The 24896-nt window shown below is 70.1% G+C and carries 25 protein-coding genes; 18 read left to right on the plus strand and 7 right to left on the minus strand.

From position 1 onward, the window contains the following. Window positions 1-145: 145 nt before the first annotated feature. Complete coding sequence (locus CLV43_RS05210; protein ID WP_106185726.1) at window positions 146-349, minus strand: hypothetical protein; 204 nt, start codon at window positions 347-349, stop codon at window positions 146-148. 166 nt (window positions 350-515) lie between these two features. On the opposite strand from CLV43_RS05210, the gene typA reads away from it, so the two are divergent. The 9 genes from typA (at window position 516) to CLV43_RS05255 (ending at window position 12348) form a co-directional block, all read left to right on the plus strand. Then, window positions 516-2423, plus strand: a complete 1908-nt coding sequence (gene typA, locus CLV43_RS05215; RefSeq protein ID WP_106185727.1) for a translational GTPase TypA — start codon at window positions 516-518, stop codon at window positions 2421-2423. Window positions 2424-2831: 408 nt separating this feature from the next. Then, window positions 2832-4544: an ABC transporter family substrate-binding protein gene (locus CLV43_RS05220; RefSeq protein ID WP_106185728.1), complete on the plus strand. Its 1713-nt coding sequence runs from the start codon at window positions 2832-2834 to the stop codon at window positions 4542-4544. A gap of 291 nt (window positions 4545-4835) precedes the next feature. Further along, window positions 4836-6659, plus strand: a complete 1824-nt coding sequence (locus CLV43_RS05225; protein WP_106186048.1) for an ABC transporter family substrate-binding protein — start codon at window positions 4836-4838, stop codon at window positions 6657-6659. Between the two features lie 153 nt (window positions 6660-6812). After that, entirely contained in the window at window positions 6813-7784 is a 972-nt protein-coding gene (locus tag CLV43_RS05230; protein WP_342749749.1) for an ABC transporter permease, read from the plus strand. Next, on the plus strand, window positions 7777-8733 hold the full coding sequence (locus tag CLV43_RS05235) for an ABC transporter permease (RefSeq protein ID WP_106185730.1): 957 nt from the start codon (window positions 7777-7779) through the stop codon (window positions 8731-8733). The genes CLV43_RS05230 and CLV43_RS05235 overlap by 8 nt, the downstream gene beginning before the upstream one ends. After that, window positions 8730-9911 (plus strand): ABC transporter ATP-binding protein, encoded by a 1182-nt coding sequence (locus CLV43_RS05240; RefSeq protein WP_106185731.1) that lies wholly within the window; start codon window positions 8730-8732, stop codon window positions 9909-9911. Before CLV43_RS05235 ends, CLV43_RS05240 begins: the two co-directional genes overlap by 4 nt. Next, entirely contained in the window at window positions 9908-10975 is a 1068-nt protein-coding gene (locus CLV43_RS05245; protein WP_245886133.1) for an ABC transporter ATP-binding protein, read from the plus strand. The genes CLV43_RS05240 and CLV43_RS05245 overlap by 4 nt, the downstream gene beginning before the upstream one ends. A gap of 110 nt (window positions 10976-11085) precedes the next feature. Beyond that, entirely contained in the window at window positions 11086-11934 is an 849-nt protein-coding gene (gene mshB / locus CLV43_RS05250) for an N-acetyl-1-D-myo-inositol-2-amino-2-deoxy-alpha-D-glucopyranoside deacetylase (RefSeq protein ID WP_106185732.1), read from the plus strand. 3 nt (window positions 11935-11937) lie between these two features. Continuing rightward, window positions 11938-12348 (plus strand): hypothetical protein, encoded by a 411-nt coding sequence (locus CLV43_RS05255; protein ID WP_342749750.1) that lies wholly within the window; start codon window positions 11938-11940, stop codon window positions 12346-12348. A 325-nt stretch (window positions 12349-12673) separates the two neighbouring features. Here CLV43_RS05255 and CLV43_RS05260 read toward each other — a convergent pair whose 3' ends face one another. Next, entirely contained in the window at window positions 12674-13405 is a 732-nt protein-coding gene (locus CLV43_RS05260; protein ID WP_106185733.1) for a GNAT family N-acetyltransferase, read from the minus strand. Between the two features lie 132 nt (window positions 13406-13537). Between CLV43_RS05260 and fdxA the strand changes: the two genes are divergently transcribed. Continuing rightward, window positions 13538-13861, plus strand: coding sequence for a ferredoxin (gene fdxA / locus CLV43_RS05265; RefSeq protein ID WP_106185734.1), 324 nt, complete (start codon window positions 13538-13540; stop codon window positions 13859-13861). Then, entirely contained in the window at window positions 13858-14955 is a 1098-nt protein-coding gene (dapC, locus tag CLV43_RS05270; RefSeq protein ID WP_106185735.1) for a succinyldiaminopimelate transaminase, read from the plus strand. Before fdxA ends, dapC begins: the two co-directional genes overlap by 4 nt. 64 nt (window positions 14956-15019) lie before the next feature. On the opposite strand, the gene dapD is transcribed toward dapC, so the two are convergent. Next, window positions 15020-15994 (minus strand): 2,3,4,5-tetrahydropyridine-2,6-dicarboxylate N-succinyltransferase, encoded by a 975-nt coding sequence (dapD, locus tag CLV43_RS05275; protein ID WP_170155685.1) that lies wholly within the window; start codon window positions 15992-15994, stop codon window positions 15020-15022. 25 nt (window positions 15995-16019) lie between these two features. Here dapD and dapE point away from each other — a divergent pair, with 25 nt between their 5' ends. From dapE to CLV43_RS05300, 5 genes are read left to right on the plus strand one after another with little or no spacing between them, the layout of a single operon-like run. Then, the gene (dapE, locus tag CLV43_RS05280) at window positions 16020-17084 is read left to right on the plus strand and encodes a succinyl-diaminopimelate desuccinylase (protein ID WP_106185737.1); all 1065 of its coding nucleotides are present in this window, start codon (window positions 16020-16022) and stop codon (window positions 17082-17084) included. A 49-nt stretch (window positions 17085-17133) separates the two neighbouring features. Further along, the gene (locus tag CLV43_RS05285) at window positions 17134-17907 is read left to right on the plus strand and encodes an LOG family protein (RefSeq protein ID WP_106185738.1); all 774 of its coding nucleotides are present in this window, start codon (window positions 17134-17136) and stop codon (window positions 17905-17907) included. Further along, complete coding sequence (locus CLV43_RS05290) at window positions 17904-18443, plus strand: LOG family protein (protein WP_245886134.1); 540 nt, start codon at window positions 17904-17906, stop codon at window positions 18441-18443. The genes CLV43_RS05285 and CLV43_RS05290 overlap by 4 nt, the downstream gene beginning before the upstream one ends. 13 nt (window positions 18444-18456) lie before the next feature. Further along, window positions 18457-18933, plus strand: coding sequence for a hypothetical protein (locus tag CLV43_RS05295; RefSeq protein WP_106185740.1), 477 nt, complete (start codon window positions 18457-18459; stop codon window positions 18931-18933). Between the two features lie 51 nt (window positions 18934-18984). Beyond that, entirely contained in the window at window positions 18985-19938 is a 954-nt protein-coding gene (locus CLV43_RS05300; protein WP_211304250.1) for a D-2-hydroxyacid dehydrogenase family protein, read from the plus strand. A 32-nt stretch (window positions 19939-19970) separates the two neighbouring features. On the opposite strand, the gene CLV43_RS05305 is transcribed toward CLV43_RS05300, so the two are convergent. Beyond that, window positions 19971-20525 (minus strand): TetR/AcrR family transcriptional regulator, encoded by a 555-nt coding sequence (locus tag CLV43_RS05305; protein ID WP_106186051.1) that lies wholly within the window; start codon window positions 20523-20525, stop codon window positions 19971-19973. 122 nt (window positions 20526-20647) lie between these two features. Between CLV43_RS05305 and CLV43_RS05310 the strand changes: the two genes are divergently transcribed. Next, window positions 20648-21199 (plus strand): GNAT family N-acetyltransferase, encoded by a 552-nt coding sequence (locus CLV43_RS05310; protein ID WP_106185742.1) that lies wholly within the window; start codon window positions 20648-20650, stop codon window positions 21197-21199. On the opposite strand, the gene CLV43_RS05315 is transcribed toward CLV43_RS05310, so the two are convergent. Both CLV43_RS05315 and CLV43_RS05320 read right to left on the minus strand, forming a co-directional pair. After that, window positions 21189-22253, minus strand: a complete 1065-nt coding sequence (locus CLV43_RS05315; protein ID WP_106185743.1) for a winged helix DNA-binding domain-containing protein — start codon at window positions 22251-22253, stop codon at window positions 21189-21191. The two genes, CLV43_RS05310 and CLV43_RS05315, sit on opposite strands and share 11 nt — an antisense overlap. After that, the gene (locus tag CLV43_RS05320) at window positions 22246-22623 is read right to left on the minus strand and encodes a DUF3224 domain-containing protein (RefSeq protein WP_106185744.1); all 378 of its coding nucleotides are present in this window, start codon (window positions 22621-22623) and stop codon (window positions 22246-22248) included. Before CLV43_RS05320 ends, CLV43_RS05315 begins: the two co-directional genes overlap by 8 nt. 49 nt (window positions 22624-22672) lie before the next feature. Here CLV43_RS05320 and CLV43_RS05325 point away from each other — a divergent pair, with 49 nt between their 5' ends. Further along, complete coding sequence (locus CLV43_RS05325; protein ID WP_245886135.1) at window positions 22673-23200, plus strand: NUDIX hydrolase; 528 nt, start codon at window positions 22673-22675, stop codon at window positions 23198-23200. On the opposite strand, the gene CLV43_RS05330 is transcribed toward CLV43_RS05325, so the two are convergent. Continuing rightward, window positions 23151-24722: a CocE/NonD family hydrolase gene (locus tag CLV43_RS05330; protein WP_245886136.1), complete on the minus strand. Its 1572-nt coding sequence runs from the start codon at window positions 24720-24722 to the stop codon at window positions 23151-23153. The genes CLV43_RS05325 and CLV43_RS05330 overlap by 50 nt on opposite strands. Window positions 24723-24896 lie beyond the last annotated feature (174 nt).

A 24896-nucleotide genomic window follows, 5' to 3' on the forward strand; every position in this document is an offset into this window, starting at 1 on the left:
CTGTGGTTCGTCTAGCGCACAGTTCTAGGGCCGCCGAGAGGCGGGCCACCAGGACGTGTGAAGACTGCGCATGGCCGCGATCCTATCGTGTCCGGGCGCTGTCTGGAGCGTCTACATTTGTTCTATGCGGCGGTACACCACCTGGTCAGGCCGCCGTCTTCGCGGACTTCCTCCCGGACTTCTTGTCCGCCTTCTTCCCGGCCTTCTTCCCTGCCTTCTTGCGCTCCTGCTTGGCGAGCTTCCTGAGCGCCTTCGCGCGGGCCTCGTCCCTGGCCTTGAGCAGGGCCACCACCGGGCACTTGCGGCACCGCGGTGTCGACCGGCAGCACTTCTTCTTCACCTTGCCCACGCTCAGTACACTCCCTGGTAGAGGTGCTTCCCAGACTAGGTGAGGCTGACCTCACCCCCGACGATGTGTGGTATTGGCGACGGAGCCGGTACTCTTGTGAAGGCTGTGCGCGATCTCCGTCCCGGCGCTGGCCCCCTTCCTCGACTTCCAGCTCTAGGAGTTCCGCGTGCCCACGGCCACCGCGTCGATCAACGATTCGCCCGCTCAGGTGCGTGCTGACCTGCGCAACGTCGCGATCGTCGCGCACGTTGACCACGGCAAGACCACCCTCGTCGACGCCATGCTCCGGCAGTCCGGAGCGTTCTCGGCCCGCGCCGAGCTCGTCGACCGAGTCATGGACTCCGGTGACCTCGAGCGCGAGAAGGGCATCACCATCCTCGCGAAGAACACCGCGGTCCGCAGGGAGACCCCCGATGGCCCGGTGACGATCAACGTCGTCGACACCCCCGGCCACGCCGACTTCGGCGGCGAGGTCGAACGCGGCCTCTCCATGGTCGACGGCGTCGTCCTGCTCATCGACGCCAGCGAGGGCCCGCTCCCGCAGACCCGCTTCGTGCTGCGCAAGACCCTGGCCGCGGGCCTGCCCGTGATCCTGGTCGTCAACAAGGTCGACCGCCCCGACGCCCGCATCAGCGAGGTCGTCGAAGAGGCCCACGACCTGCTGCTCGAACTGGCCGCCGAGGTCGGCGCCGACGACTCCGTGCTCGACCTCCCGGTCGTGTACGCGTCGGCCCGCGCCGGTCGCGCCAGCATGATCCAGCCCGCCGACGGCGGCCTCCCGGACGAGGAGAACCTCGACACCCTGTTCGAGGTGCTGCTCAACCACATCCCCGCCCCGCGCGGCGACGTGAACGCGCCCCTCCAGGCGCTGGTCACGAACCTCGACGCGTCGTCGTTCCTCGGCCGCATCGCGCTGTGCCGCATCCACTCGGGCCACATGCGCAAGGGCGACTACGTGGCCTGGTGCCGCGAGGACGGCACGACCCAGCGCGTCCGCATCACCGAGCTGCTGATCACCGAGGCGCTCGACCGCGTCCCCACCGAGGAGGCGCACGCGGGCGACCTGGTCGCCATCGCGGGCATCCCGGACATCACGATCGGCGACACGCTCGCCGACGCCGACAACCCGGTGCCGCTCGAGCGCATCACCGTCGACCTGCCCGCCATCTCGATGACCATCGGCGTGAACACCTCGCCGCTGGCCGGTCGCGGCGGCGGCACCAAGCTGACGGCCCGCGTCCTCAAGGCCCGCCTCGACTCGGAGCTGGTCGGCAACGTGTCGATCCGCGTGCTCCCGACCGAGCGCCCCGACACCTGGGAGGTGCAGGGCCGCGGCGAGCTGGCCCTCGCCATCCTGGTCGAGCAGATCCGCCGCGAGGGCTTCGAGCTCACCGTCGGCAAGCCGCAGGTGGTCACCCGCACCGTCGACGGCAAGCTCCACGAGCCCTTCGAGCGCGTCACCATCGACGCCCCCGAGGAGCACCTGGGCGCCGTGACGCAGCTCCTGGCGAACCGCAAGGGCCGCATGGAGAACATGTCCGGCCACGGCACGGGCCGCGTCAAGCTCGACTACGTCATCCCGTCGCGCGGCCTCATCGGCTTCCGCACGGAGTTCCTGACCGAGACCCGCGGCACCGGCATCGCCAACGCCGTCTCCGAGGGCTACGGCCCGTGGGCGGGCGAGATCCGCACCCGCCACAACGGCTCCCTGGTCGCCGACCGCTCCGGCATGATCACCGCCTACGCCATGATCCAGCTGGCCGACCGCGGCACGTTCTTCGTCGAGCCCGGCGCGGACGCCTACGAGGGCATGGTCGTCGGCGAGAACCCGCGCGCCGAGGACCTCGACATCAACGTGTGCCGTGAGAAGAAGCTCACGAACATGCGCCAGTCCTCCGCCGACGTCATGGAGACCCTGGCCCGCCCCCGCAAGCTCTCGCTCGAAGAGGCCCTCGAGTTCTGCGCCTCCGACGAGTGCGTCGAGGTCGCGCCCAACGTCATCCGCGTGCGCAAGCTCATCCTGGACGCGAACCTCCGCGGCCGCGAGCGCTCGCGCAACAAGCTCCGCGGCTAGGAGCACCAGCACGACGGCAGGGCCACTTCCGGTGTCGGGGGTGGCCCTGCTTGCTGTGCTCGATTGGGGGTGCTGCTCGGTTGCGTGGGTGGTGCGGGTGGTTGCGTGGGTGGGTGTGGTCGATTTGACTTGGGGCCCCTCTTTTTGGGCCTCGTCGGGCGAAAAAGGGCAGGTGGTAGAGCCTGCCCGCCGACTAATTGTAGGCCCAAAAACCCCAAGTAAAATCGACCACGCTTGCGTGCTTCCCTTGCCTACCAGCGGGTTCGGGTGCTTCGGGGTGCTTGAGGTGCGGGTTCGGCCTCTCGCATCCGGTGCCGGTTGGAACCCCACCACCGCCTCGGGCGTCCTCAGAACATGAACTCCAGGCCTCTCGGGCAACTGTCAACGCGCTCTGGCAGGCTGCGGGGCATGACTCGGTCTGGGGGGACCCGAATCCCACGTGCGGCGGCGCTGGCGGTGGTGGTGCTGTGCGCCGTGACGGCCTGCACGAACTCCGGTCCGCTGCCCATCGTGTCGTCGACGCCCGGCATGTCGGTCGTGCCCGAGCAGACCCTCAACGAGGTCGTGGTCGGGGTGGACGACGTGAAGGGCAGCTACAACCCGCACACGATCGCGGGGCAGTCGACGATCACGACGGCGTTGACGAGCCTGTTGCTGCCGAGCGTGTTCCGGGCGGCGCCGGACGGGACGCCGAGGTTGGACACGAACCTGATGGTGTCCGCGCAGGTGACGAAGACCGAGCCGTACACGGTCAGCTACACGCTGCGCAAGGACGCCTCGTGGACGGACACCGCGCCGATGGCGGCGGAGGACTTCGTCTACCTGTGGCAGCGGATGCGCAGCGAGCCTGGTGTGGTCGACCCGGCCGGGTACCGGCTGATCTCGGACATCGCCTCCCGCGAGGGCGGGAAGACGGTCGAGGTCACGTTCAGCAAGCCCTACCCCGGTTGGCGGTCGCTGTTCTCCAACCTCCTCCCGGCCCACCTGCTCAAGGACCAGCCCGGTGGCTGGGCGAGCGCGCTGACCGACAGCTTCCCGGCGACCGGCGGGCCCTTCGCCGTGAAGACGCTGGACGTGCCCAGGGGCGAGATCGTCCTGGAGCGCAACGACCGGTACTGGGAGCAGCCGACGGCGCTGGACCGGGTGGTCCTGCGGCGGGCCAGCCACGACGGCACCCTGACGGCGCTGCGGGACAAGGACGACCAGGCGGCGCTGATCCGGGCCGACGCGATCGCGCTGAACGCGGTGACCGAGCTGGCGAAGGGCACGCCGCTCGTCAGCTCGGTCGTCCCGAGGTCCGAGGTGGTCCAGGTGCTCCTGCGCCCGGCCTCGGCGCAGCTGGCCGACCTGAAGGTCCGCCAGGCGCTCCTGGCCGCGCTGGACCGGGAGGCGCTGATCGCGATCGGGACGGGCAACGGGCCGTCCAACCAGTTCAGGGCCGACTCGCAGGTGGTGCCGCCGTCGAAGGCCGGGTACGCGCCGACGATCCCGGCGGGCGTGGTGCCGGACCCGGCGGCGACGGCGCGGCTGCTGGGCGAGGCCGGGTACGTCCGGCCGGAGGGCGGGGTGTGGTCGCGGGACGGGAAACCGCTGGGCATCACGATCGCGGCGGTCGAGGGGGCCGAGCCGTACAACACGGTCGCCAACCAGGTGCAACGCCAACTCGTTTTGGCCGGAATCCAAGCGAAGGTGATCTCGCCGCCCGCGAATCAGTTGTTCGGACAAGATCTGCCCGGTTCACCCAATGGTGAGGAAGGCACCTCGATCGACATAACCGTCGTCCCCCAGGTGGACACCGGTGATTCGGCCGCCACGCTGGCCTCGGCATTTGGTTGTCGTCCCTCGATCGGGGACGGGTCGACACCCATTCCGGCGAATCTCTCCGGTTTTTGCGATCAAACCCTGCAGCCCGTGATCGACGACGCCCTGACGGGCCGGACGTTGCTGGGCGACGCGCTGACCAAGATCGAACCGGTGCTCTGGCAGCAAGCGATTGCGCTCCCGTTGTTCCAGGTGGCCGACTTCCTGGTAGTCCTTCCGGAGGCACAGGGGGCGGCGGTGGGTGCCCCGTTCGCGGGTCCGCTCAGCGACGCGGCGACGTGGCGGCGCGAGCGCGGCTGAAAGACGCCTTTTCCGAGAAGTCTTCCCCGAGTGGCAGCCGGATGTTAATTTTGACAGTATTCCCTCCGTCCGGTTAACGAACGCTCCCGCCCGGTAACCAGGGAGTAGCGTGCTGCTACCAGCGTGTCACCCTTTGGTCACGATCGGCCCATGGGCAGTGACCGTGCCGCCGGCCGGTTCCTAACCTGCTGCCACGGTGTGTCGGTTCGGGGCGCGTTTGGCACATCACGGTTATGGGTGGAAGACGGCTCAAACGGCCGCTCCAACCCGGTGCTAGGAGGGCACGTGTCGATGAGGAAATCAAAGGCTGTCTCGGCGCTCGCGCTGCTGACCGGCGCAGCACTCGTGCTGAGTGCTTGCGGCTCGGGCGGTTCGGGTGGTTCGGGCGATGCCGGGCAGCAGGATTCCAACCCTGGTGACATCGGCGGTGCCGACCAGGTGTTCAAGCGTCCGAAGGTGGACGACATCGGCGAGATCGCCGTGGCCGTGGAAGAGGGCTTCCACAACTACAACAACAACATCGGTGCGACGAACAACTTCTCCAGCACCATCGCGTTGTCCAACGTCGAGCCCTCGCCGTTCTTCTCCGACCTGGTCGACGGCAAGCTCGTCATCAAGGTCGACGGCGACCTCATGGACTCCGTCGAGGTCACCAAGAACGACCCGCAGACCATCGTGTGGAAGGTCCGCAAGGAAGCCGTCTGGTCCGACGGCAAGCCGATCGACTGCAAGGACTTCCACCTGAAGTGGCTGGCCGGCGCGAGCAAGGCCACCGTCAAGGGTGAGGACGGCGCCGAGGCCTCGATCTTCGACTCGACCCCCACGGGCTACGAGGACATCGAGAAGCTCGACTGCTCCGACGACAACAAGACCATCACCACCACGTTCTTCGCGGGCAAGCAGTACGCGGACTACCGCGGCATCTTCTCCTCGCCGGGCAGCGACGGGCTCCTCCCCGCGCACATCCTGGAGGAGAAGACCGGCATCGCGGACATCACCAAGGTGCTGCCGACCCAGAACGACGAGAACGTCAAGAAGGCCGCCGAGTTCTACACCAAGGGCTGGCTGGGCTTCGACGCCTCCGTCGCGCTCTCCGGTGGGCCCTACATGATCACCTCGACGGACCTCAAGGACCAGACGGTCCTCGAGCGCAACCCGAAGTGGTGGGGCGAGAAGCCCTCGGCTTCCAAGATCGTCCTGAAGACCAACACCGACTCCCAGTCCGCGGCGCAGCAGCTGCAGAACAAGGAAGTCCAGGTCATCGCTCCGCAGGCCGACCCGGCCGTCGCGCAGCAGCTCCGCGGCGACAGCGCGTTCAACGTGTTCGCCGCCGGTGGCCAGACCTTCGAGCACGTCGACCTCAACATGGCGCGCCCGTTGTTCAAGGAGAACCCGGACCTGCGCCTGGCGATCGCCCAGTGCTTCGACCGCCAGCAGCTGGTCGACAAGCTGGTCAAGGACGTCGACCCGAACGCCAAGCCGCTGAACAGCCTCACCTTCATGCCCAACGAGGTCGGCTACGAGGAGCACTTCGGCGACATCGGCAAGGGTGACGTCGAGGCCGCCAAGAAGACCCTCGAGGGTGGCGGCTGGAAGCAGGGCACGGACGGCATCTACGCCAAGGGCACCTACCGCGCCTCCTTCAAGCTCGGCCACAAGGTCGTGCAGCGCCGCGCCGACACCGTCCGCATCCTCCAGGACAAGTGCAAGCAGGCCGGCATCGAGATCGTGGACGACCAGGACGTCGACTTCAACGACAAGCGACTCCCGGCCAGCGAGTTCGACGCGGCCCTGTTCGCGTGGGTCGGCCAGCCCCTCAAGGCCGGCGCGTTCGGCAACTACGCCAGCAAGGACAAGGGCGGCTCGGGCAACTACAACAACTACTCCTCCTCCGTCGTGGACGAGAAGTGGAAGGCCGCCAACTCCGAGCTGGACTACCAGAAGCGCGTGACCCTGATGAACGAGGTCGACAAGCAGATGCGGACCGACCTCCACAGCGTCCCGCTCTTCCAGCTGCCCGACTTCGCGGCTTCGAGCGCCGACATCGGCCCGATCAGCTACGTGGGCGTCGGCGGCGGTGTCACCTGGAACATCTTCGCGTGGCAGAAGAAGTAGTCACCGAGCTGTTCTGAACCAACCGAACCGGGCCGGGGGGCTGGTGCCACGAGCACCAGCCCCCTGGCCGGTGTCACCGTCCGGTAGACTTCCCCGCGCCTGCGGGGGTGTCTAGGGAGACCTCTCATGCTGCGATACATAATCCGGCGGTTGATGATTTCCATCCCGCTGTTGATCCTCGCGTCGTTCCTCTGCTTCGGACTCACCACCGCCATGGGCGACCCCCTGGGCGAGTGGAAGCTGCAGAAGCCGCGCACCCCGGCCGAGATCGCCGCCGCCTACGAGCGGACGGGGTACAACGACCCGTTCCTCGAGCGCTACACGAACTGGGCGGGCGACTTCGTCACCGGCGACTGGGGCGAGTCCGTCGTCCCCGGCAACGCGGGCCGCTCCGTCAAGGAGGACATCGGCAAGGCGTTCGTCGTCACCTTCAGGCTCGTGATCGTCGCCGAGATCATCGCCCTGCTGCTGGGCATGGTCGTCGGCGTGATCGGCGCGGTGAGACAGTATTCGCTCTTCGACTACACGGCCACCGGAATATCGTTCGCGATGTTCTCGATGCCGCTGTTCTGCGTCGCCCTCATCCTCAAGACCGGCGGCATCTCGCTCAACAACTGGCTGGAGTCCATCGGCGCGGACAGGTGGATCATCACGGCCGGACCACCGGGTGACGGCTTCAAGGGCGGCTTCGGCGAGCAGTTCTTCCAGTACACCGGCGCCTACATCCTGCCGACGATCTCGCTCGTGGTCATCCAGTTCGCCCTGTACAGCCGGTTCCAGCGGGCGTCCATGCTGGACACCCTGAACGCCGACTACGTGCGCACCGCGCAGGCCAAGGGCATCTCCGAGGCCCGCTCGATCTTCCGCCACGCCTTCCGCAACGCCCTGATCCCCATCGTCACCGTGTCGTCGCTGAACTTCGGCGCCACCGTCGGCGGCGCCGTGATCACCGAGACGGTGTTCGGCTGGTCGGGGATGGGCAAGTTCCTGGTCGACGCCATCACCAAGCTCGAGCCCTTCCAGGTGCTGGGCTTCATGATGGTGACCGCCGTGTTCATCATCGTGTTCAACCTTGTCGCGGACGTCCTTTACGCGTTCATGGACCCGAGGATCCGCCTTGACTGACCTGACTACGCCCGCGGTGCCACCCGCGGCTCCCACCACGGCCGACAAGAGCCAGTTCGACTCGTCGTCGGCGCGCAAGCAGTGGCAGGTCATCGCACGACGCTTCCTGCGGCACCGCGCCGCGGTCGTCGGCGTCGTGATCTTCATCCTGCTGGTGCTGTTCGCCTTCCTGGGCAGCGCCTTCTGGCAGTACTCGTTCACCGACCTCGGCTTCCCGAGGTACCAGAACCCGACCGCCGACCACCCGTTCGGCACGGACCGGCTGGGCGCCGACATGGTGTCCCAGACGATCCGCGGCACCCAGTTCTCGTTGCAGATCGCCCTGGTCGTGGCCTTCCTGTCCACGTTCATCGGCGTCATGCTGGGCGCGCTCGCCGGGTACAAGGGCGGCTGGGTGGACACGGCGATCAGCCGGTTCATCGACCTGCTGCTGGTGATCCCGTCGTTCATCATCGCGGCCGTGCTGGTGCGCAACAGCTTCGTGGCCTCGGCCACGGGCAGCAACGGCGGCAGCAACTGGCTCGTCGTGGCCCTCTACCTCGGCCTGATCGGCTGGCTCTCCATCGCCCGCGTCATCCGCGGCATGGTGCTGTCGCTGCGCGAGAAGGAGTTCGTGGAGGCCGCCCGCGCGCTGGGCGCGTCGACCTCGCGGATCATCTTCCGGCACATCCTGCCGAACACGGTGGACGTCATCATCGTGAACGCGACCCTGGCGGTCGCGCAGGCGGTGCTGCTGGAGGCGGCCCTGTCCTTCATCGGACTCGGCGTGCACAGCCCGGACACCTCGCTCGGGCTGATGATCTCGCTGAACAAGAACGAGTTGAACCTGCACCCATGGCTGTTCCTGATCCCCTTCGTGTTCATCGTGCTGATCTCGTTGTCGGTGAACTTCATCGGTGACGGGCTCCGGGATGCTTTCGACCCAAGGCAGAAGAGGGTGAAGGCATGAGTGAGCTGGACGTTATGGATGCTCCCGAGTCCGCGAGCAACTCCTCGTCGGGCGAGAAGCTGCTCACGGTCAAGGACCTGTCGGTCGACTTCCCGACCGACGACGGCGTCGTGCACGCCGTGCGCAACGTGACGTTCACCCTCGCCCCGGGCGAGGTGCTGGGCGTCGTCGGCGAGTCCGGCTCCGGCAAGTCGGTGTCGTCCATGGCGATCATGGGCCTGCTGCCGAAGACGGCCAACGTCACCGGGTCGATCAAGTTCAAGGACCGCGAGCTCGTGGGCCTGAACTACAAGCAGATGATGCCGGTGCGCGGCAACAACATCTCGATGATCTTCCAGGACCCGATGACGTCGCTGAACCCGGTCTACACCGTCGGGTGGCAGCTCGCCGAGGCCTACAAGGCCCACCACGACGTGTCGAAGAAGGCCGCGTGGGCCAAGGCCGTCGAGTCCCTGGAGCTCGTGGGCATCCCGCAGCCCGACCGGCGCGCGGCGCAGTACCCGCACGAGTTCTCCGGCGGCATGCGGCAGCGCGTGATGATCGCGATGGCGATCATCAACGACCCCGACGTGATCGTGGCCGACGAGCCGACGACCGCGCTGGACGTCACCGTGCAGGCGCAGATCCTGGACACGCTGCTGCGCATCCGCGACGAGACGAACGCGGGCATCATCGTGATCACCCACGACCTCGGCGTCGTGGCGGGCATGGTGGACCGCGTCCAGGTGATGTACGGCGGCACGGTCGTCGAGCAGGGCACCGTGGACGAGGTCTTCGAGACCCAGCGGATGCCCTACACCGTCGGCCTGCTGGGCTCCATCCCGAACCCGAGCCTGCTCGGCAAGCGGCTCACGCCCATCAAGGGCGCGCCGCCCTCGTTGATGAACCTGCCCGAGGGGTGCGCCTTCTCGCCGCGCTGCCCGCTGGCGATCGACGAGTGCCGCGAGGTCGAGCCGGAGCTGCTGGAGACCGACCGCCACGGCCACTTCTCCCGCTGCCACCGGTCCGCGCACCTGGCCACGATCGCGGAACCGCAGAAGCTGTTCGCGACCGACGAGATCGGCGTGGTGGAGAACCCGGCCTCGCTGCTCGTCGCCGACCCGGACATGCCGATCGTCGAGGACGTCGAGGTCGTGGAAGCCCGGATGCAGGAAGAAGAGGAGAACCCGACCTCATGACGACCCCGAACGACGGGCCCAGCGTCCTGACCGCGGTGAAGCCCTCCTCCGCGGACAAGAACGCGGGCAAGACCCCACTGCTCGAGGTCAACGACCTGGTCAAGTCCTTCCCGGTCCGCGGCGGCGGGATCATCCCGCGCACCGTGGGCCAGGTGCAGGCGGTGTCCGGCATCTCCTTCGACCTCTACCCCGGCGAGACGCTGGGTCTGGTCGGCGAGTCCGGCTGCGGCAAGTCCACGTCCGGCCGCGCGATCCTCCAGCTGCACAAGCCGACCTCCGGCTCGGTGAAGTTCGAGGGCAAGGAGCTGACCAAGCTCAAGGGCAAGGAGCTGCAGGGCGTCCGCCGGGACATGCAGATCGTGTTCCAGGACCCCTACGCGTCGCTGAACCCGCGCTGGCAGATCAACAACATCATCTCGGAGCCGTTCAAGATCCACGGCGCCGAGGGCCAGGACGTGCAGCACCGGGTCAACGAGCTGATGGAGCTGGTCGGCCTCAACCCGGAGCACCGCAACCGCTACGCCCACGAGTTCTCGGGCGGCCAGCGGCAGCGCATCGGCATCGCGCGGGCGCTCGCGCTCAACCCGAAGCTGGTCGTGCTGGACGAGCCGGTCTCCGCGCTCGACGTGTCGGTGCAGGCCGGTGTCGTCAACCTGCTGGAGGAGCTCCAGGAACGGCTGGGCCTGGCCTACCTGTTCGTGGCGCACGACCTGTCGGTGGTCCGGCACATCTCCGACCGGGTGGCGGTGATGTACCTCGGCAAGATCATCGAGCTCGGCGACCGCGAGGACATCTACGCCCGGCCGATGCACCCCTACACCCAGGCGCTGCTGTCCGCGGTGCCGGTGCCAGACCCCAAGCTGGAGCGCAGCCGCCAGCGGATCGTGCTCACCGGCGACGTGCCCAGCCCGGTCAACCCGCCCTCGGGCTGCCGGTTCCGCACCCGCTGCTGGAAGGCGCAGGACATCTGCGCCACCGAGGAGCCGAAGCTGGAACGCCGCGGCGCGGGCGACGGCACGCTGTCCGCGTGCCACTTCGCCGAGGAGCGCTCGCTGCTCGGGTGATCTCCAACCCGTCCGCCGTCAAGGCCACCGCGACAGCGCTATGGTGGCCTTGACGGCATCTCGGGCGAGGCCGTCATGTGACGCTGCGGATCTGCCTCTACTCTGATCCGGTGACGCTCACCTCTCCACCCCGGTTGCTGCTGGTGCACGCGCACCCGGACGACGAAAGCCTGTGGACCGGCGGCACGATCGCCCGCTACTCCGCGCACGGCGTCCACGTCACGGTGGTCACCTGCACCCTCGGCGAGGAGGGCGAGATCATCCCGGCCGGACTCCGCGAGCTCGCCGCCGACGCCGCCGACCAGCTCGGCGGGTACCGGGTCGGCGAGCTGCGGTCCGCGTGCGCCGCGCTGGGCGTGACGGCCCACCGCTTCCTCGGCGGCATCGGCCGCTGGCGCGACTCCGGCATGGTCGGCGTCCAGGCCAACGAGCACCCCAGGGCGTTCGTCCGCGGCTCCGTCGACGAACAGGCCGCGATGCTGGCCGACGTGCTCCGCGAGGTGCGGCCCCAGGTCGTCGTCACCTACGACGCGTTCGGCGGCTACGGCCACCCCGACCACATCCGGGCCCACGAGATCACCACGGCGGCCACCGCCGAGGTCTCCGACATCGACCGCGTCTACTACGCGGTCACCTCCCGCGACGCCACCGAACAGGGCGCCGCCGCGCTCGCCGGGATGGCCGACCTGCCCTTCCGGCTCCCGCGGCCCGGCGAGCTGCCGGTCACCGACGACGCCGACATCACCACGACCGTCGACATCTCCGACCACCTGTCGGCGAAGCTGCGCGCACTGCGGGCGCACTCGACCCAGGTGAGCGTGTGGCAGGACGGCGCGGGCGGGGCCAGCTACGCGCTGTCCAACGGCATCGCCCAGCCCGTCGTGCGCGAAGAGTTCTACGTGCTCGCCAAGGGGACGGGCGCGGGAGCGGAGACCGACCTGTTCGGGGGACTGGGGTGAGTGGTGAGCGGTGACGGCAAACCAGGCCCGTGGGTGCTGCCCATGCTCCTGGTCGAGGCGCTGGTGCTGGCCGTGCTGGAGCTGTTCTACCTCCCGCTCCGGTTCGACGGCACACTCCTGCCGCAGGTGGGCGCCGACTGGCCGTTCCCGATCGCCGTGGTGGTCGCGGTGCTGACCACACCGCTGTTGGTGCTGTGGGCGTCGGACCTGCAACGGGGGCTGCTGGTGTCGAGCTCGCCGTTGCTGGTGTGGTTGACGGCGTTGGTGGTGTTGGGGTTGTTCGGTCCTGGGGGGGACGTGATGTTGCCGAACGACTGGAGGAGTTTGGCGTTGTTGGCGGGTGGGGCGTTGCCAGGGGCGATTGCTGTGGGGGCGTCCATGGGGAGGAACTACGTGCCGAAGGGGACGCGGTAGGGGGTTGGGCGGAGTCCGGTTGTGCCCTCTCACCCCGCGCGAAGCCCAGCCCCCGGCGCGCGATTGTCTCAATGCCCGATCTTGATTGTCAAGACGATAGAACTGTCTTGACAATCAAGATCGGGCAGGAGGGCGCTGTGGATCGGGGGCAGAGGGGAAGTCTGGCTTCGCCAGCATCGGACTCCGTCCGACACTGCATCCTCGGCTTCGCCGTCGGACAAAGCATCCTTGCTTCGCTGCGGACAAGGCCCCAGGCGCTTCGCGCCGGATGCGCGCTGGCGGGCTGCGCCCATCGTGGGGGCCGTGTCGCCGATGGGCCTGTGTCCTACTTGGGGATCCAGTAGCGGTAGCGGTGGTGTTCGGTGCAGCCCAGGGATGTGTAGAGGTGCCAGGCTGCTGTGTTGTGTTCGGCTACCTGGAGGGCGCAGCGGGTGGCGCCGTTCTTGGTGGCCCAGGTGGCGAGGTTGGCGAGTAGGGCGCGGGCCAGGCCGTGGCGGCGGTGGGTTGGGTGGACGGCGAGGCGGGCGATGTGCAGGAGATCACCTGAGATGGCGCCGCGGACGGCGGCGACGACCTTGCCGGAGTGGGTGATGGTGCCGAATCCCGAACCAGTGCCCGAAGCCAGGACGTGGCGTTGGGCGGGGGTGGGGTTCGGCTGGGCGGTGAGCTCCCACCATCCGGGAGTGGGCACGTCGGAGATGGCGACGCCGTCCACGGGTGGCGAGTTGAAGCCGTTCAGGGAACCCGTGAGGACGCCGGACTCGGCGCCGCCGGGGTGGTCCTGGTTGACGGTCCAGCCAGCGGCGGCGATGGCGGTTTCGTGCTCTGCGTCACGTACCACGTGGGCGGTCGGTGGGATGCCGTGGCGGTGGGCGAAGGACTTGACGCGGTCCAGGGCGTCCGGCACGGGTATGCCGGGGTCGCCGCAGGTCAGGGCGCTGTTGGCGCGGCCGGTGAAGCCGCCTGCGGCGCGGAGGCGCCAGGCGCCGAGCCGTTCGTCGACCTGTGCGGGCCACGCGTCCGCACACCTCTGTTCCACCTCGTAGACCGGATCCACGACATCATCGTGCCCGGTGCGGGAAAATGGATTTCCGCGTGTGTCGATAAGGCAAGCCTCACCAGTGGATGTCCGGGTTCGCCGCGTACTCTGCGGCTTGCGCGGTGTACCAGGAAGAGCAGGAGAACCGCAGTGACCTATGTGATCGCCCAGCCGTGCGTGGACGTGTTCGACAAGGCGTGCATCGAAGAGTGCCCGGTCGACTGCATCTACGAAGGCGACCGGATGCTCTACATCCACCCGGATGAGTGCGTCGACTGCGGCGCTTGCGAGCCGGTGTGCCCGGTGGAGGCCATCTACTACGAGGACGACGTCCCCGATGAGTGGAAGGACTACACCAAGGCCAACGTGGACTTCTTCGACGACCTCGGCTCGCCCGGTGGTGCCTCCAAGGTCGGCAAGACCAGTGCCGACCCCGACTGGATCAAGGCACTGCCCCCGCAAGCCTCCGAGTGACGGGCAGGCGCAGGGGACCGGCGCTGCCGGACTTCCCCTGGGACTCGCTGGCCGACCACGCCGCCAAGGCGCGAACGCACCCCGGCGGTGTGGTCGACCTCTCCATCGGCACCCCGGTGGACCCCGTGTCGTCGTTGATCCAGACCGCGCTCACCTCGGTGGCCGACCAACCCGGCTACCCGACGACCCACGGGACACCGGAGCTCCGCGAAGCGGCCGTCGCCTCCATGGCGCGCCGCTACGGCATCGACGGCCTGGACCCGACAGCGGTCCTGCCGACGATGGGGTCCAAGGAGCTGGTCGGGTGGCTGCCCACGCTGCTCGGCCTCGGTGCCGGTGACGTGGTGGCGATCCCCGCGCTGTCCTACCCGACGTACGAGGTCGGCGCCCTGCTGGCCGGGGCGACCGTCGTGCGCCTGCGCGACGACGAGCCCCCGCCGCCGGGCACCGCCCTGGTGTGGCTGAACTCGCCGTCGAACCCGACCGGGCGCGTGCTGTCCGCCGCGGCGATGGCCGCGGCCGTGGGGGCCGCGCGGGACGTGGGCGCGGTGGTCGCCTCCGACGAGTGCTACCTCGCGCTGTCCTGGGACGCCGCACCGGTGTCCGTGCTGGACCCCGCGGTGCACGGCGGCTCGCTGGACGGACTGCTGGCCGTGCACTCGCTCTCCAAGTCCTCCAGCCTCGCCGGGTACCGCGCCGGGTTCGTCGCGGGCGACCCCGGCCTGGTCTCCGGTCTGCTCGAACTGCGCAAGCACGCGGGCATGATCGTCCCCCGCCCGGTGCAGGCCGCCATGACCGCCGCGCTGTCGGACGACGCCCACGTCACCGCGCAGCGCCACCGGTACGCCACCCGCCGGGCGCTGCTGCTGCCCGCGCTGCTCGCCGCGGGCTTCACCGTCGACCACTCCGAGGCTGGCCTGTACCTGTGGGCCACCCGCGGTGAGGACGCCTGGGAGACCGTCGGCCGACTCGCCGAACGCGGCATCCTCGCCGCGCCGGGCACGTTCTACGGGCCCGGTGGGGACCGGCACGTGCGGATCGCTTTGACGGCGTCGGACGAGCGGATCGCCGCCGCGGTGGAACGCCTGGGCTAGCACCCCCTGACCACGGCGAAGGGGCCGTCCCGGCACCGGGACGGCCCCTTCGCCGTGAGCGGGGTCAGTCGTTCGCGTGCAGCGCCGCGTTCAGCTCGACGCCGGTGCCCTTGCGGGGCCGGACCTTCACGGCGCCGGTGACCGAGTCGCGGATGAACAGCAGACCGGACACACCGGACAGCTGACCGGCCTTCACGACCTCGCCGTCGTCGGTGGTGACCTTGGTGCCCGCGGTGACGTACAGGCCCGCCTCGACGACGCAGTCGTCGCCCAGCGAGATGCCGATGCCGCCGTTGGCGCCGATCAGGCAGCGCTCCCCGATGGAGACGACCTCCTTGCCGCCACCGGAGAGCGTGCCCATGATGGACGCGCCGCCGCCCACGTCGGAGCCGTCGCCGACGACGACACCCGCGGAGATCCGGCCCTCGACCATCGACGCGCCGAGCGTGCCCGCGTTGAAGTTGACGAAGCCCTCGTGCATCACGGTGGTGCCGGACGCGAGGTGCGCGCCGAGGCGGACGCGGTCGGCGTCGGCGATGCGGACACCGCTCGGGACGACGTAGTCGACGAGCCGGGGGAACTTGTCGACGCCGTACACGGTCACGGCGCCGCGGGTGCGCAGGCGCAGCCGGGTCTGCTCGAAGCCCTCCACCGCGCACGGGCCGAAGTTGGTCCACACGACGTTGTTCAGCAGGCCGAACTGGCCGTCGAGGCTGAGGCCGTGCGGCCGCACGAGCCTGGTCGACAGCAGGTGCAGGCGCAGGTAGACGTCGTAGGTGTCGGCGGGGGCGTCGGCGAGCGAGGCGATGGAGACCTGGACGCCGATGACCTCGACCCCGCGCTCCTTGTCCTCGCCCAGCAGGTGCGCGGCCTCCTCGCCGAGGGCGCCCGCGACGTCGACGGACGACAGGAGCTGCGTGCCGACCGACGGCGGCTCCCCCAGCTGGGGCGCCGGGAACCAGGTGTCCAGGACGGTGCCCTCGGGCGTGACGGTTGCCAGTCCGACGCCGTACGCGCCGGTCACGTTTGCGGTGCTCACGGCTCGCAACGGTAACCTGTGCGCCGTGGCCGACACCCTGCACCTCTCCGCTGATCCCGTCGACCTGACCGCGGCGCTGGTGGACGTACCCAGCGTCTCCGGCGACGAGGCCGAGCTGGCCGACCTGGTCGAACGCTCCCTGCGAGAGCAGGCGCCGCACCTGGAGGTCGTCCGGTCGGGCAACTCGGTGCTGGCCCGCACGAACCTGGGGCGCGCGGAGCGGGTGGTGTTCGCGGGCCACCTGGACACCGTGCCGATCAACGACAACATGCCGAGCCGCCGCGAGGGCGACGTCCTGCACGGGTGCGGGACCGTCGACATGAAGGGCGGCGACGCGGTGATGCTGCACCTCGCCGCGACCCTCCGGGAGCCCCGGCACGACCTGACCTTCGTGTTCTACGACTGCGAGGAGATCGAGGCGAGCCGCAACGGGCTGGGGCGCGTCGAGCGCGACCTGCCGGAGTGGCTGCGCGGCGGGCTCGCGATCGTGTGCGAGCCGTCCGACGGCGTCGTGGAGGCGGGCTGCCAGGGCACGATCCGGGTCGAGGTGCGCACGACCGGGAGGCGGGCGCACACCGCGCGCGGCTGGATGGGCGAGAACGCCGTGCACGCCATGGGCGAGGTGCTGCGCAGGCTGCAGGCGCACGAGACGCGGGTCGTCGAGATCGACGGCTGCACCTACCGCGAGGGCCTGCAGGCCGTGAAGATCACCGGCGGGGTGGCGGGCAACGTGGTGCCCGACGAGTGCGTCCTCACCGTCAACCACCGGTTCGCGCCGGACCGCTCGCCCGCCGAGGCGGAGGCGCACCTGCGCGAGGTGTTCGCGGGCTTCGACCTCGTGGTCACCGACTTCGCCGCCGGCGCACTGCCCGGTCTGTCCGCGCCCGTCGCGAAGGAGCTCGTCGCCGCCACGGGCGGCACCCCGGTGGGCAAGCTCGGGTGGACCGACGTCGCCCGGTTCGCCGCGCTCGGCATCCCCGCGGTCAACTTCGGACCGGGCGACCCGACCCTGGCGCACACCCAGCAGGAGAACGTCCCCGTCAGCCAGATCACCGGCTGCGTCGACGTCCTGCGCAGATTCCTCGCGTGAGACCGTCACCCGATGAGGGAATCCGGTTTCCTGACCTAGAATCCCGCCGATGACTGACAACAACTCCGTCGACGAGAACCCGCCGGAACGGCAGCGCGGCCCCGTGACGCTGCGCCGTTCCCAGCGCGTCGAGCTGACCACCACCGACCAGCGGCTCCTGGACTCGCGCGGGCCGTCGGACTGGGTGCACACCGACCCGTGGCGGGTCCTGCGCATCCAGGCCGAGTTCGTCGAGGGTTTCGGCGCGCTCGCCGCGGTGCCCAGCGCCGTGACGGTGTTCGGGTCGGCGCGCACCCCGCGCGACCACGCCGAGTACCAGATCGGCCGCGACCTCGGCGGCGCGCTGGCCAGGGCCGGGTTCGCGGCCATCACCGGTGGTGGCCCCGGCGTGATGGAGGCGGTCAACCGCGGGTGCTCCGAGGCGGGCGGGTTCTCCGTCGGGCTCGGCATCGAGCTGCCGTTCGAACAGGGCCTCAACCCGTTCGTCGACCTCGGCGTGAACTTCCGGTACTTCTTCGTCCGCAAGACGATGTTCATCAAGTACTCGCAGGCGTTCATCTGCCTGCCCGGCGGTTTCGGCACGCTCGACGAGCTGTTCGAGGCGCTGACCCTGGTGCAGACCAAGAAGGTCACCAAGTTCCCGGTCGTCCTCTTCGGACGGTCCTACTGGCAGGGCCTGTACGACTGGATCCAGAACTCGGTGCTGGCGGGCGGCAAGGTCGGCGAGAAGGACCTGGCGCTGCTGCACCTCACCGACGACATCGACGACGCGGTGCGGGTCGTGCAGGAGGCCCACAAGGCGTGGGACGAGGCGCACTCGTGACGACCAGGGTCACCGTCTACTGCGGATCGCAGCGCACCGTCCCGGCGGGCTACCTGGAGCTGGCGGCCGAGGTCGGCACGGCCATCGCCGCCCGCGGCTGGTCGCTGACCTGGGGCGGCAGCAGCGTGTCGATGATGGGCGAGGTGGCCCGCACCGCCCGCGAGGGAGGTGCCCGCACCGTCGGCGTCATCCCGCGGGGGCTGGTGGGCACCGAGCTCGCCGACGACCACGCGGACGAGCTGCTGGTGGTCGACACCATGCGCGAGCGCAAGGCGCTCATGGAGGAGCACGGGGACGCGTTCCTCGCCCTGCCGGGCGGCATCGGCACGTGCGAGGAGCTTTTCGAGATGTGGACTTCACGGGTGTTGTCCATGCACACCAAACCGGTCGTGGTGCTGGATGTCGACAACCACTACCGGGGTCTGTTCGACTGGGTCCGCGAACTGGGCGGTCGCGGTTTCGTCTCGCGGCACGCGCTGGACTCGTTGACCATCACCGGAGACGTGGCGACGGCGTTGGACGCCTGCGCGAGCTGAGGAGAAGCAACAGATGGGCAAGTGGGCGTCCTACGTCGTGCGACGCGGGGATGACGAGGAGCTCGACGACGGCTACCGGCTGGACGCCGTCGAGGGCTGGCAGTGGTGGGAGTTCCCGGTGCTGGACGAGGAGCCGCTGGTGCAGCTCGTCGGCACCGGCGCCGCCATCTCCGCCACCGTCGCCGACAGCGACATGTGCGTCGTGACCGGCTGGGACGGCGGCCAGGAGCAGTGGGAGTGGGTGTTCGGCGAGGTCGCCTACGCGGAGGCGGCGGCGGCCGAGGGCCTGCCCGCACCCGACCCCGAGGAGCTCGCCGAGACCCTCCCGGAACGCGCCGCGGCCCTCGCCGTGGCCGTGGTCGAGTGGGCGAAGGCGGCCGGGCTGTCGGCCGACGTGCCCACCGTGACCGCGGTGCTGGAGACCGACCACGACATCGCCGAGGACGGCCTCCAGGCCGTGCTGGGCGCGGTCGGGATCGTGGACAACTAGCCGTCCCGCCGGGTGCCGGTCGACCCCGACCGGCACCATGGGGGCATGAGGATTCGCTGCGCGGTGCTGGACGACTACCAGGGTGTGGCGCTGGTCCTGGCGGACTGGTCGGTCCTGGCCGACCGGGTGGACGTGACCGTCCACCGCGAGCACTTCGACTCCCGCGACCGGCTCGTGGAGGCGTTGCGGGACCACGAGATCGTCGTCGTCATGCGCGAGCGCACCCCGTTCGACGCCGGGCTGGTCGCGCGCCTGCCCTCGTTGCGGCTGCTGGTGACCAGCGGGATGCGCAACGCCTCGATCGACCTGGAGGCCGCCGCCGCGGCCGGTGTCGTCGTGTGCGGCACGGGCAGCACGTCCGGTCCACCGGTCGAGCTGACCTGGGCCCTCATCCTCGGGCTCGCCCGGCACCTGGTCGCGGAAAGCGCTTCCCTGCGGTCGGACGGGCCGTGGCAGAGCACCGTCGGCACCGGGCTCGCGGGCAGGACGTTGGGGCTGCTCGGTTTCGGCAAGATCGGGGTGCGGGTCGCCCGGATCGGCCGGGCGTTCGGGATGGACGTCGTCGCCTGGAGCGCCAACCTCACCGCCGACCGGACCGAGCCCGAGGGGGTGCGGCTGGCGGCTTCCCTGGAAGACCTGTTGTCGGCCAGCGACGTGCTGTCGGTGCACCTGGTGCTGGGGGAGCGGACCAGGGGCCTGGTCGACGCAGGCGCCCTGAAGTCGTTGCGGCCCGGCGCTTTGCTCGTCAACACCTCGCGCGCGGCGATCGTCGACCAGGAGGCGCTGGTCGACGCGCTGCGCGAGGGACGGCTGGCGGGCGCGGGGCTCGACGTGTTCGAGCAGGAGCCCCTGCCGCACGGGCACCCGTTCCGCAGGCTGCCGAACGTCCTGGCCACACCGCACATCGGGTACGTGACCGACGGGAACTACCAGGTCTACTTCCGCGAAGCCGTCGAGGACATCCTGGCGTTCCTCGACGGCGCCCCGATCCGCACGCTCGGCTAGGGCGTGCATCGAAGTCTCGTACGAGACATCCCCTATGGGCGCAGTCCCGCCATGGCCAGGTCGAGGATCCGGGAGGCCCGTGCGGCCTGGTCGGGGCCGGGGTCGATGCGCCACAGGAAACCCATCAGCAGCACGACGTCGTCCGGTACGAGGCCCGCCCGGATCGTCCCGTCCTCCTCGCCCGCGCGCAGCAGCACCGCCACCGCCCCCATGATCGGCCCGTAGCTCTGCCCGACCAGGTCCTCGCTGGTGGCCGCGTGCAGCACGTGCGACAGGCCGTGCTTGGTCTCCACGTAGTGGGCGAGCCGCTCGAACCACAGCCGCAGCGCCTCCAGCGGCGGGTGGGCCTCCAGCAGCGCGGGCGCGTAGTCCAGGAGCTGCTGCACGTCGTGCCGGTAGACCGCCAGCACCAGCGCCTCCCGGTTCGGGAAGTGCCGGTACAACGTCCCCGGCCCCACGCCCGCCTTCTTCGCGATGGAGTTCAACGAGGCGTCGCTCGACTCGAGCAACGCGTCCCGCGCGACCTCCAGGATCCGGTTCCGGTTCTGCTGCGCGTCGGCCCGCAGGGGTTCGTGCCGCTGGGTCATCGGTACCTCCTCGGTGATCGGAGAGGTCTCCGGCGAGTAGAGCACAGCTGGAATGCCCACCGCTACGCGCGGCCCGCGCGACACGAGCCCCACTCCCCCGTCCGCGGTGGCACGATCTGTGCGTGAGCGAGCACCTGCCGCCTTGGCCGTCGACGCCCCCGGCCCACGGGGCGGTGGTGCTGCGGGCGTTCGGTGAGGGGGACGTGCACCTGGCGTTGGAGATGGGGGAGGACCCGTACATCCCGTTGATCGGCAGCCTGCCCGCCCACCCCAACCCCCACCAGGCCCTGGAGTGGATCGAGCGGCAGCAGGCGCGGTTCGCGGAGGGGAAGGGGTTCTCGTTCGCGATCGCGGACGTCGGCTCCGGGACGGCGTTGGGGGCGGTCGGGCTGGGGTTGCACAGCCTGGCCGCGGGCAGGGCGTCGGCGGGGTACTCGGTGGCGCCGAAGCACCGGGGGCGCGGGGTGGCGAGCAGCGGGTTGCGGGCGCTCACGGCGTTCGCCTGGACGATCCCGGCGCTGCACCGGGTCGAGCTGCACATCGAGCCGTGGAACGTCGGGTCGACGCGGGTGGCGGAGGCGGCCGGGTACGAGCGCGAGGGGCTGCTGCGCAGTCACCAGGAGATCGGGTGCACGCGGCGGGACATGCTGCTCTACGCCGCGATCAGGCCGTGACGACCTTCGCCGACGCCAGCCCGCGCACGGCCGCGAGGCGCTGGGCCTCGTCCTCGACGGCGGGCGGCGGTGGTTCGCCGAACGGGCGCAGGGTGACGTCGAGGCGCTTGCCCGAGGCCTTCGCCTGCCACGTGCCGGTGATCTCGCCGTCGACCATGATCGCGCCGCGCCGTCCGAGGATCCGCCACACCTCCTTCTGGTGGGCCTTGTCGGGCACCAGCAGGTCGCGGTCGCGGGCCTGGAGGTACGGGTCGAGCGGGGGCAGCAGGCGGACCACGTCGGGGTCCGGCGCGTCGAGCAGGGCGGACACCCGGTCGGCGGGCAGCCAGGCCTTCTTGCCCGCGACGCGGACCTCCACCAGGTCGTCGGACGGCCACACCTGCTTCACCGCGGTGGCCGTGGTGCCGAAGTAGCCCGCGACCTCGGACGGGCCCGCGGGTCCGTGCAGGCGCAGGTAGGCGAGGACCAGGTCCTCGAACCCGGCGGTCGCCGTCGGCACGCCGGGCCACGGGGAGGTGGGGACGAACGTGACGGTCTTCTCCGCCGGGTCGAACACCAGCCCGGCGGGCAGCACGGCCAGCCGGAAGACCGGGTCCTGCACGTGGGTGGCGTCGCAGCCGCGGCACCACGCCGTCACCTCCGGCGGCACGAGCGGCGTGACCAGCCCGCTCGCCTCGCCCTTGGTCATCGGCGACGTGACGACCTCCCGCAACGCCGACGCGACGGCCGTCAACGCCGCCAGCCCCGACTCGACGCCGCGCGGCCGCGACATGCGGGTCATCGCGTCGGCGTCGTCCAGCGGCCACAGGCGTGCGGCCAACGCCGGGAGGTCGGCGGTCCGGTGCAGGTGCGGAGCGCCGCGGACGGTCCACGTGGTCGGGTAGCCGCCGGTGTCGGGGTCGTCGGCCAGCCGGGCGGCGAGCGCGGCGGCCGCGGAGCGCTCGGAGTCCTGCACGCCGAGGTCGAACACGCGCAGGTCGGTGGACCCGCGGTCGAACTGGTGGGAGGCGACCCGGTAGGCGAGCACCCGGTCGCGGTCGACTTCCTCAGCCAAGGTCGTACTCCAGGGTGATCAGCTCGTGCTCCACGCGGGCGGTGCCCTTGAGGCCCACGAGGGCGCCGGTGCCCGAACCGGGCACGACGTGGCCGAAGAACGAGGGGCCGTCGGGGGACATCGTGGCCCCGTGCTGGATCACGAACGTCCCCGCGCGCCCGTCGAGGGTGCCGCTGAACTGCTCGGACGCGACGTACCCCGCGGACCCGTCGGCGGCCGCGCAGGTGAGCAGCTGCGCGGTGCTCGTGCCCTCCAGCGGACCCGTGAACGTCTTGCCGACGTCGACCCGCGCGAGCTTCGGCTCACCCGCCTCGGCGGCGGACTCGTCCCAGCGGGTGATCGTGAAAGCGGCCTTCACCTGGGTGGTCATGCCCTGATCCTGGCACCCGGAGCTGCCATCTGCTGTCAGGATGGTGTCCGTGGAGATCACCAAGCAGCTCAGGGTCGCGGCCTACGCGCTGTGCGTGAGGGACGGTCGGATCCTGCTGTCCCGTTGGGTCGGGCCGGGCGGGAACAACAAGCGCTGGACGCTGCCCGGTGGTGGCATCGACCACGGCGAGGACCCGTACGAGGCGGTGATCCGCGAGGTCGACGAGGAGACCGGGTACGCCATCGAGGTGCGGCGGCTGCTCGGCGTCCACACGATCCGCCGCACCTTCGAGCGCGGGCCCGACGCCGAGGTCGACTTCCACGGGCTGCGGATCATCTACGAGGCCGAGGTCGTCGGCGGTGAGCTGCGGTTCGAGGTCGGCGGCTCGTCCGACCGCGCGGAGTGGTTCGACCTGGCCGACGTGGCCGGGCTGCGGCACTCCGACCAGGTCGACGTGGCGCTGGAGCTGGCGCGGACGAGCCCGCCGGACGGCAGGGGCGAGGTCGCCCTGCCGTCCGACGAGAGGCTCACCCGCGAGGGACCCGCAGCCAGGACGGGTCCGCCGCCGGGGAGCTGAAGGTGGCGCTCTGGCCCAGCGCGCTCTCGCTCAGGTAGCGCGGGTCGACGGTGTCGACGACGAGCACCAGCTGGTGACCGGCGGGAACGTCCCACAGGACCGGTTCGAGCTCGAAGTCCAGCGTCCTCGCCACGCCGGGGGAGACGTCGCGCAGGGTGAACGGCTTGTGCGTCACCAGCGAGCCGAGCCCGACCGACCCCACGTCGTACAGGTACGCGTACAGCGTCGTGGTCGGCGCGCTCGGCGTGACCGTGACGTGCAGCTTCGGCGCCCCGCTCACGGCCGTGGTGCGGGTGTAGGTCGGCCCCCACCACACGGCGGCGGCGTTGCGGTCGACCAGCGGCATCGACACCCCGGTCGGGATGCCGAAGAAGCCCTGCAGGGCCCCGCTGAGCAGGATCGTCCCGCTGTCGGCCACGGTCGGCCAGCCCGCGGCGATCCGGTTCTGCCAGCCCGTGGCGGCCGTCGTGCCCATCGCGCCGGTGCCCCAGGACGGGCCCGCCAGGTAGAGCGTGTCCTGCGCGGCCGACGCCGCGGCCCAACTGGGGAACGTCCGCCAGCCACCCCCGTTGTTCGGCTTGAGGTTGACCGGGTTCTCCCGGTCGATCCCGTTGTCCACGCCGCGCACGTGCTTGTCGAACCAGCGGCCGGCGGAGTCCCAGATCTCGTTGGGCAGCCCCGCCGCGCCGAACAGCTCGGCGGTCGCGTGGTCGCCGGGCGAGAGCATCAGCCGCTTCGGGCCGGTGAGCTTCGCGAACAGGTCGGTGACCTGGCCCGGCGCGAAGATCCCGTCGTTCCAGGCGTTGCCGATCATCACGGCGGTGCGGTTGGCGTTGATCGCGGCGATCTTGTTGGCGGCCGACCGGGACTCCGAGATCGGCACGACCTCCTGGAACCGACCGTCGCGGTAGGCGTCCTCGGCCTGCCGCAGCACCGGGCCGGGGCGTCCGACGAGGTTGCCCGCGGCCAGCAGGACCTCGACGGCCTGGCTGTTCACGGTCTCGTTCGGGTAGAGCGAGCGGGCCAGGTCGGTCCACGTGCTCAGCGCCGCGACGGCCTTGATCCGCGGGTCGGCGGCCGCCGCCAGCAGGGCCTGCCCGGCGCCGTAGGAGATGCCCGCGACGCCGATCCTCGCCGCGTCGCCCCTGGCGTTGCCGATCGCCCAGTCGATCACCCGGCTGACGTCGGCGACCGTGTCCGGCCCCGAGACGTCGATCTCGCCGCCGGAGTCGTAGAAGCCCCGGCTGGTGTAGCTGACCACCACGTACCCGGACTCGTAGGCGAACTTCGCGGCCGCGCCGACGTACTCGATGTTGTTGACGCCCCAGCTCGACGGCAGCACCAGCAGGGGGAACGGGCCGCTGCCGCGACCGGTCGGCTCGACGACGAAGGCGCGGATGGGGGTTCCGCCCTGGCCGGGGATGGTCCGGTAGGAGGTGCTGAAGCCGGCGGCCTGCGCGACAGGGGTGAGCAGGCCTACGGCGAGCAGGGTGGTCAGGAACAGGACGAGTGATCGGCGCACGAGGTCCTCCCGGTGAACCGTGACCTGGATCACGTGTGGGTTACTCGTGAGTAAACAGAACCTACCGCTAAGTAGCAATGGTTGTGATCCAGTTCACTTTTAACCGCCCGTGGCACCATCGGACCTTGTGAAACGTGTGCGATTCGGCGAGCGCGGGGTTCCGGACGACCGCGC

Source organism: Umezawaea tangerina (assembly GCF_003002815.1).
GTDB classification, from domain to species: domain Bacteria; phylum Actinomycetota; class Actinomycetes; order Mycobacteriales; family Pseudonocardiaceae; genus Umezawaea; species Umezawaea tangerina.

Bases quoted from the DNA above. Each gene is read 5' to 3' on its own strand.
- CLV43_RS05245 (WP_245886133.1), top strand. From the start codon at position 9,908: ATGACGACCCCGAACGACGGGCCCAGCGTCCTGACCGCGGTGAAGCCC.
- CLV43_RS05285 (WP_106185738.1), top strand. From the start codon at position 17,134: ATGACTGACAACAACTCCGTCGACGAGAACCCGCCGGAACGGCAGCGC.
- CLV43_RS05225 (WP_106186048.1), top strand. From the start codon at position 4,836: ATGAGGAAATCAAAGGCTGTCTCGGCGCTCGCGCTGCTGACCGGCGCA.
- CLV43_RS05230 (WP_342749749.1), top strand. From the start codon at position 6,813: ATGATTTCCATCCCGCTGTTGATCCTCGCGTCGTTCCTCTGCTTCGGA.
- CLV43_RS05220 (WP_106185728.1), top strand. From the start codon at position 2,832: ATGACTCGGTCTGGGGGGACCCGAATCCCACGTGCGGCGGCGCTGGCG.
- CLV43_RS05240 (WP_106185731.1), top strand. From the start codon at position 8,730: ATGAGTGAGCTGGACGTTATGGATGCTCCCGAGTCCGCGAGCAACTCC.
- CLV43_RS05295 (WP_106185740.1), top strand. From the start codon at position 18,457: ATGGGCAAGTGGGCGTCCTACGTCGTGCGACGCGGGGATGACGAGGAG.
- CLV43_RS05305 (WP_106186051.1), bottom strand. From the start codon at position 20,525: ATGACCCAGCGGCACGAACCCCTGCGGGCCGACGCGCAGCAGAACCGG.
- CLV43_RS05320 (WP_106185744.1), bottom strand. From the start codon at position 22,623: ATGACCACCCAGGTGAAGGCCGCTTTCACGATCACCCGCTGGGACGAG.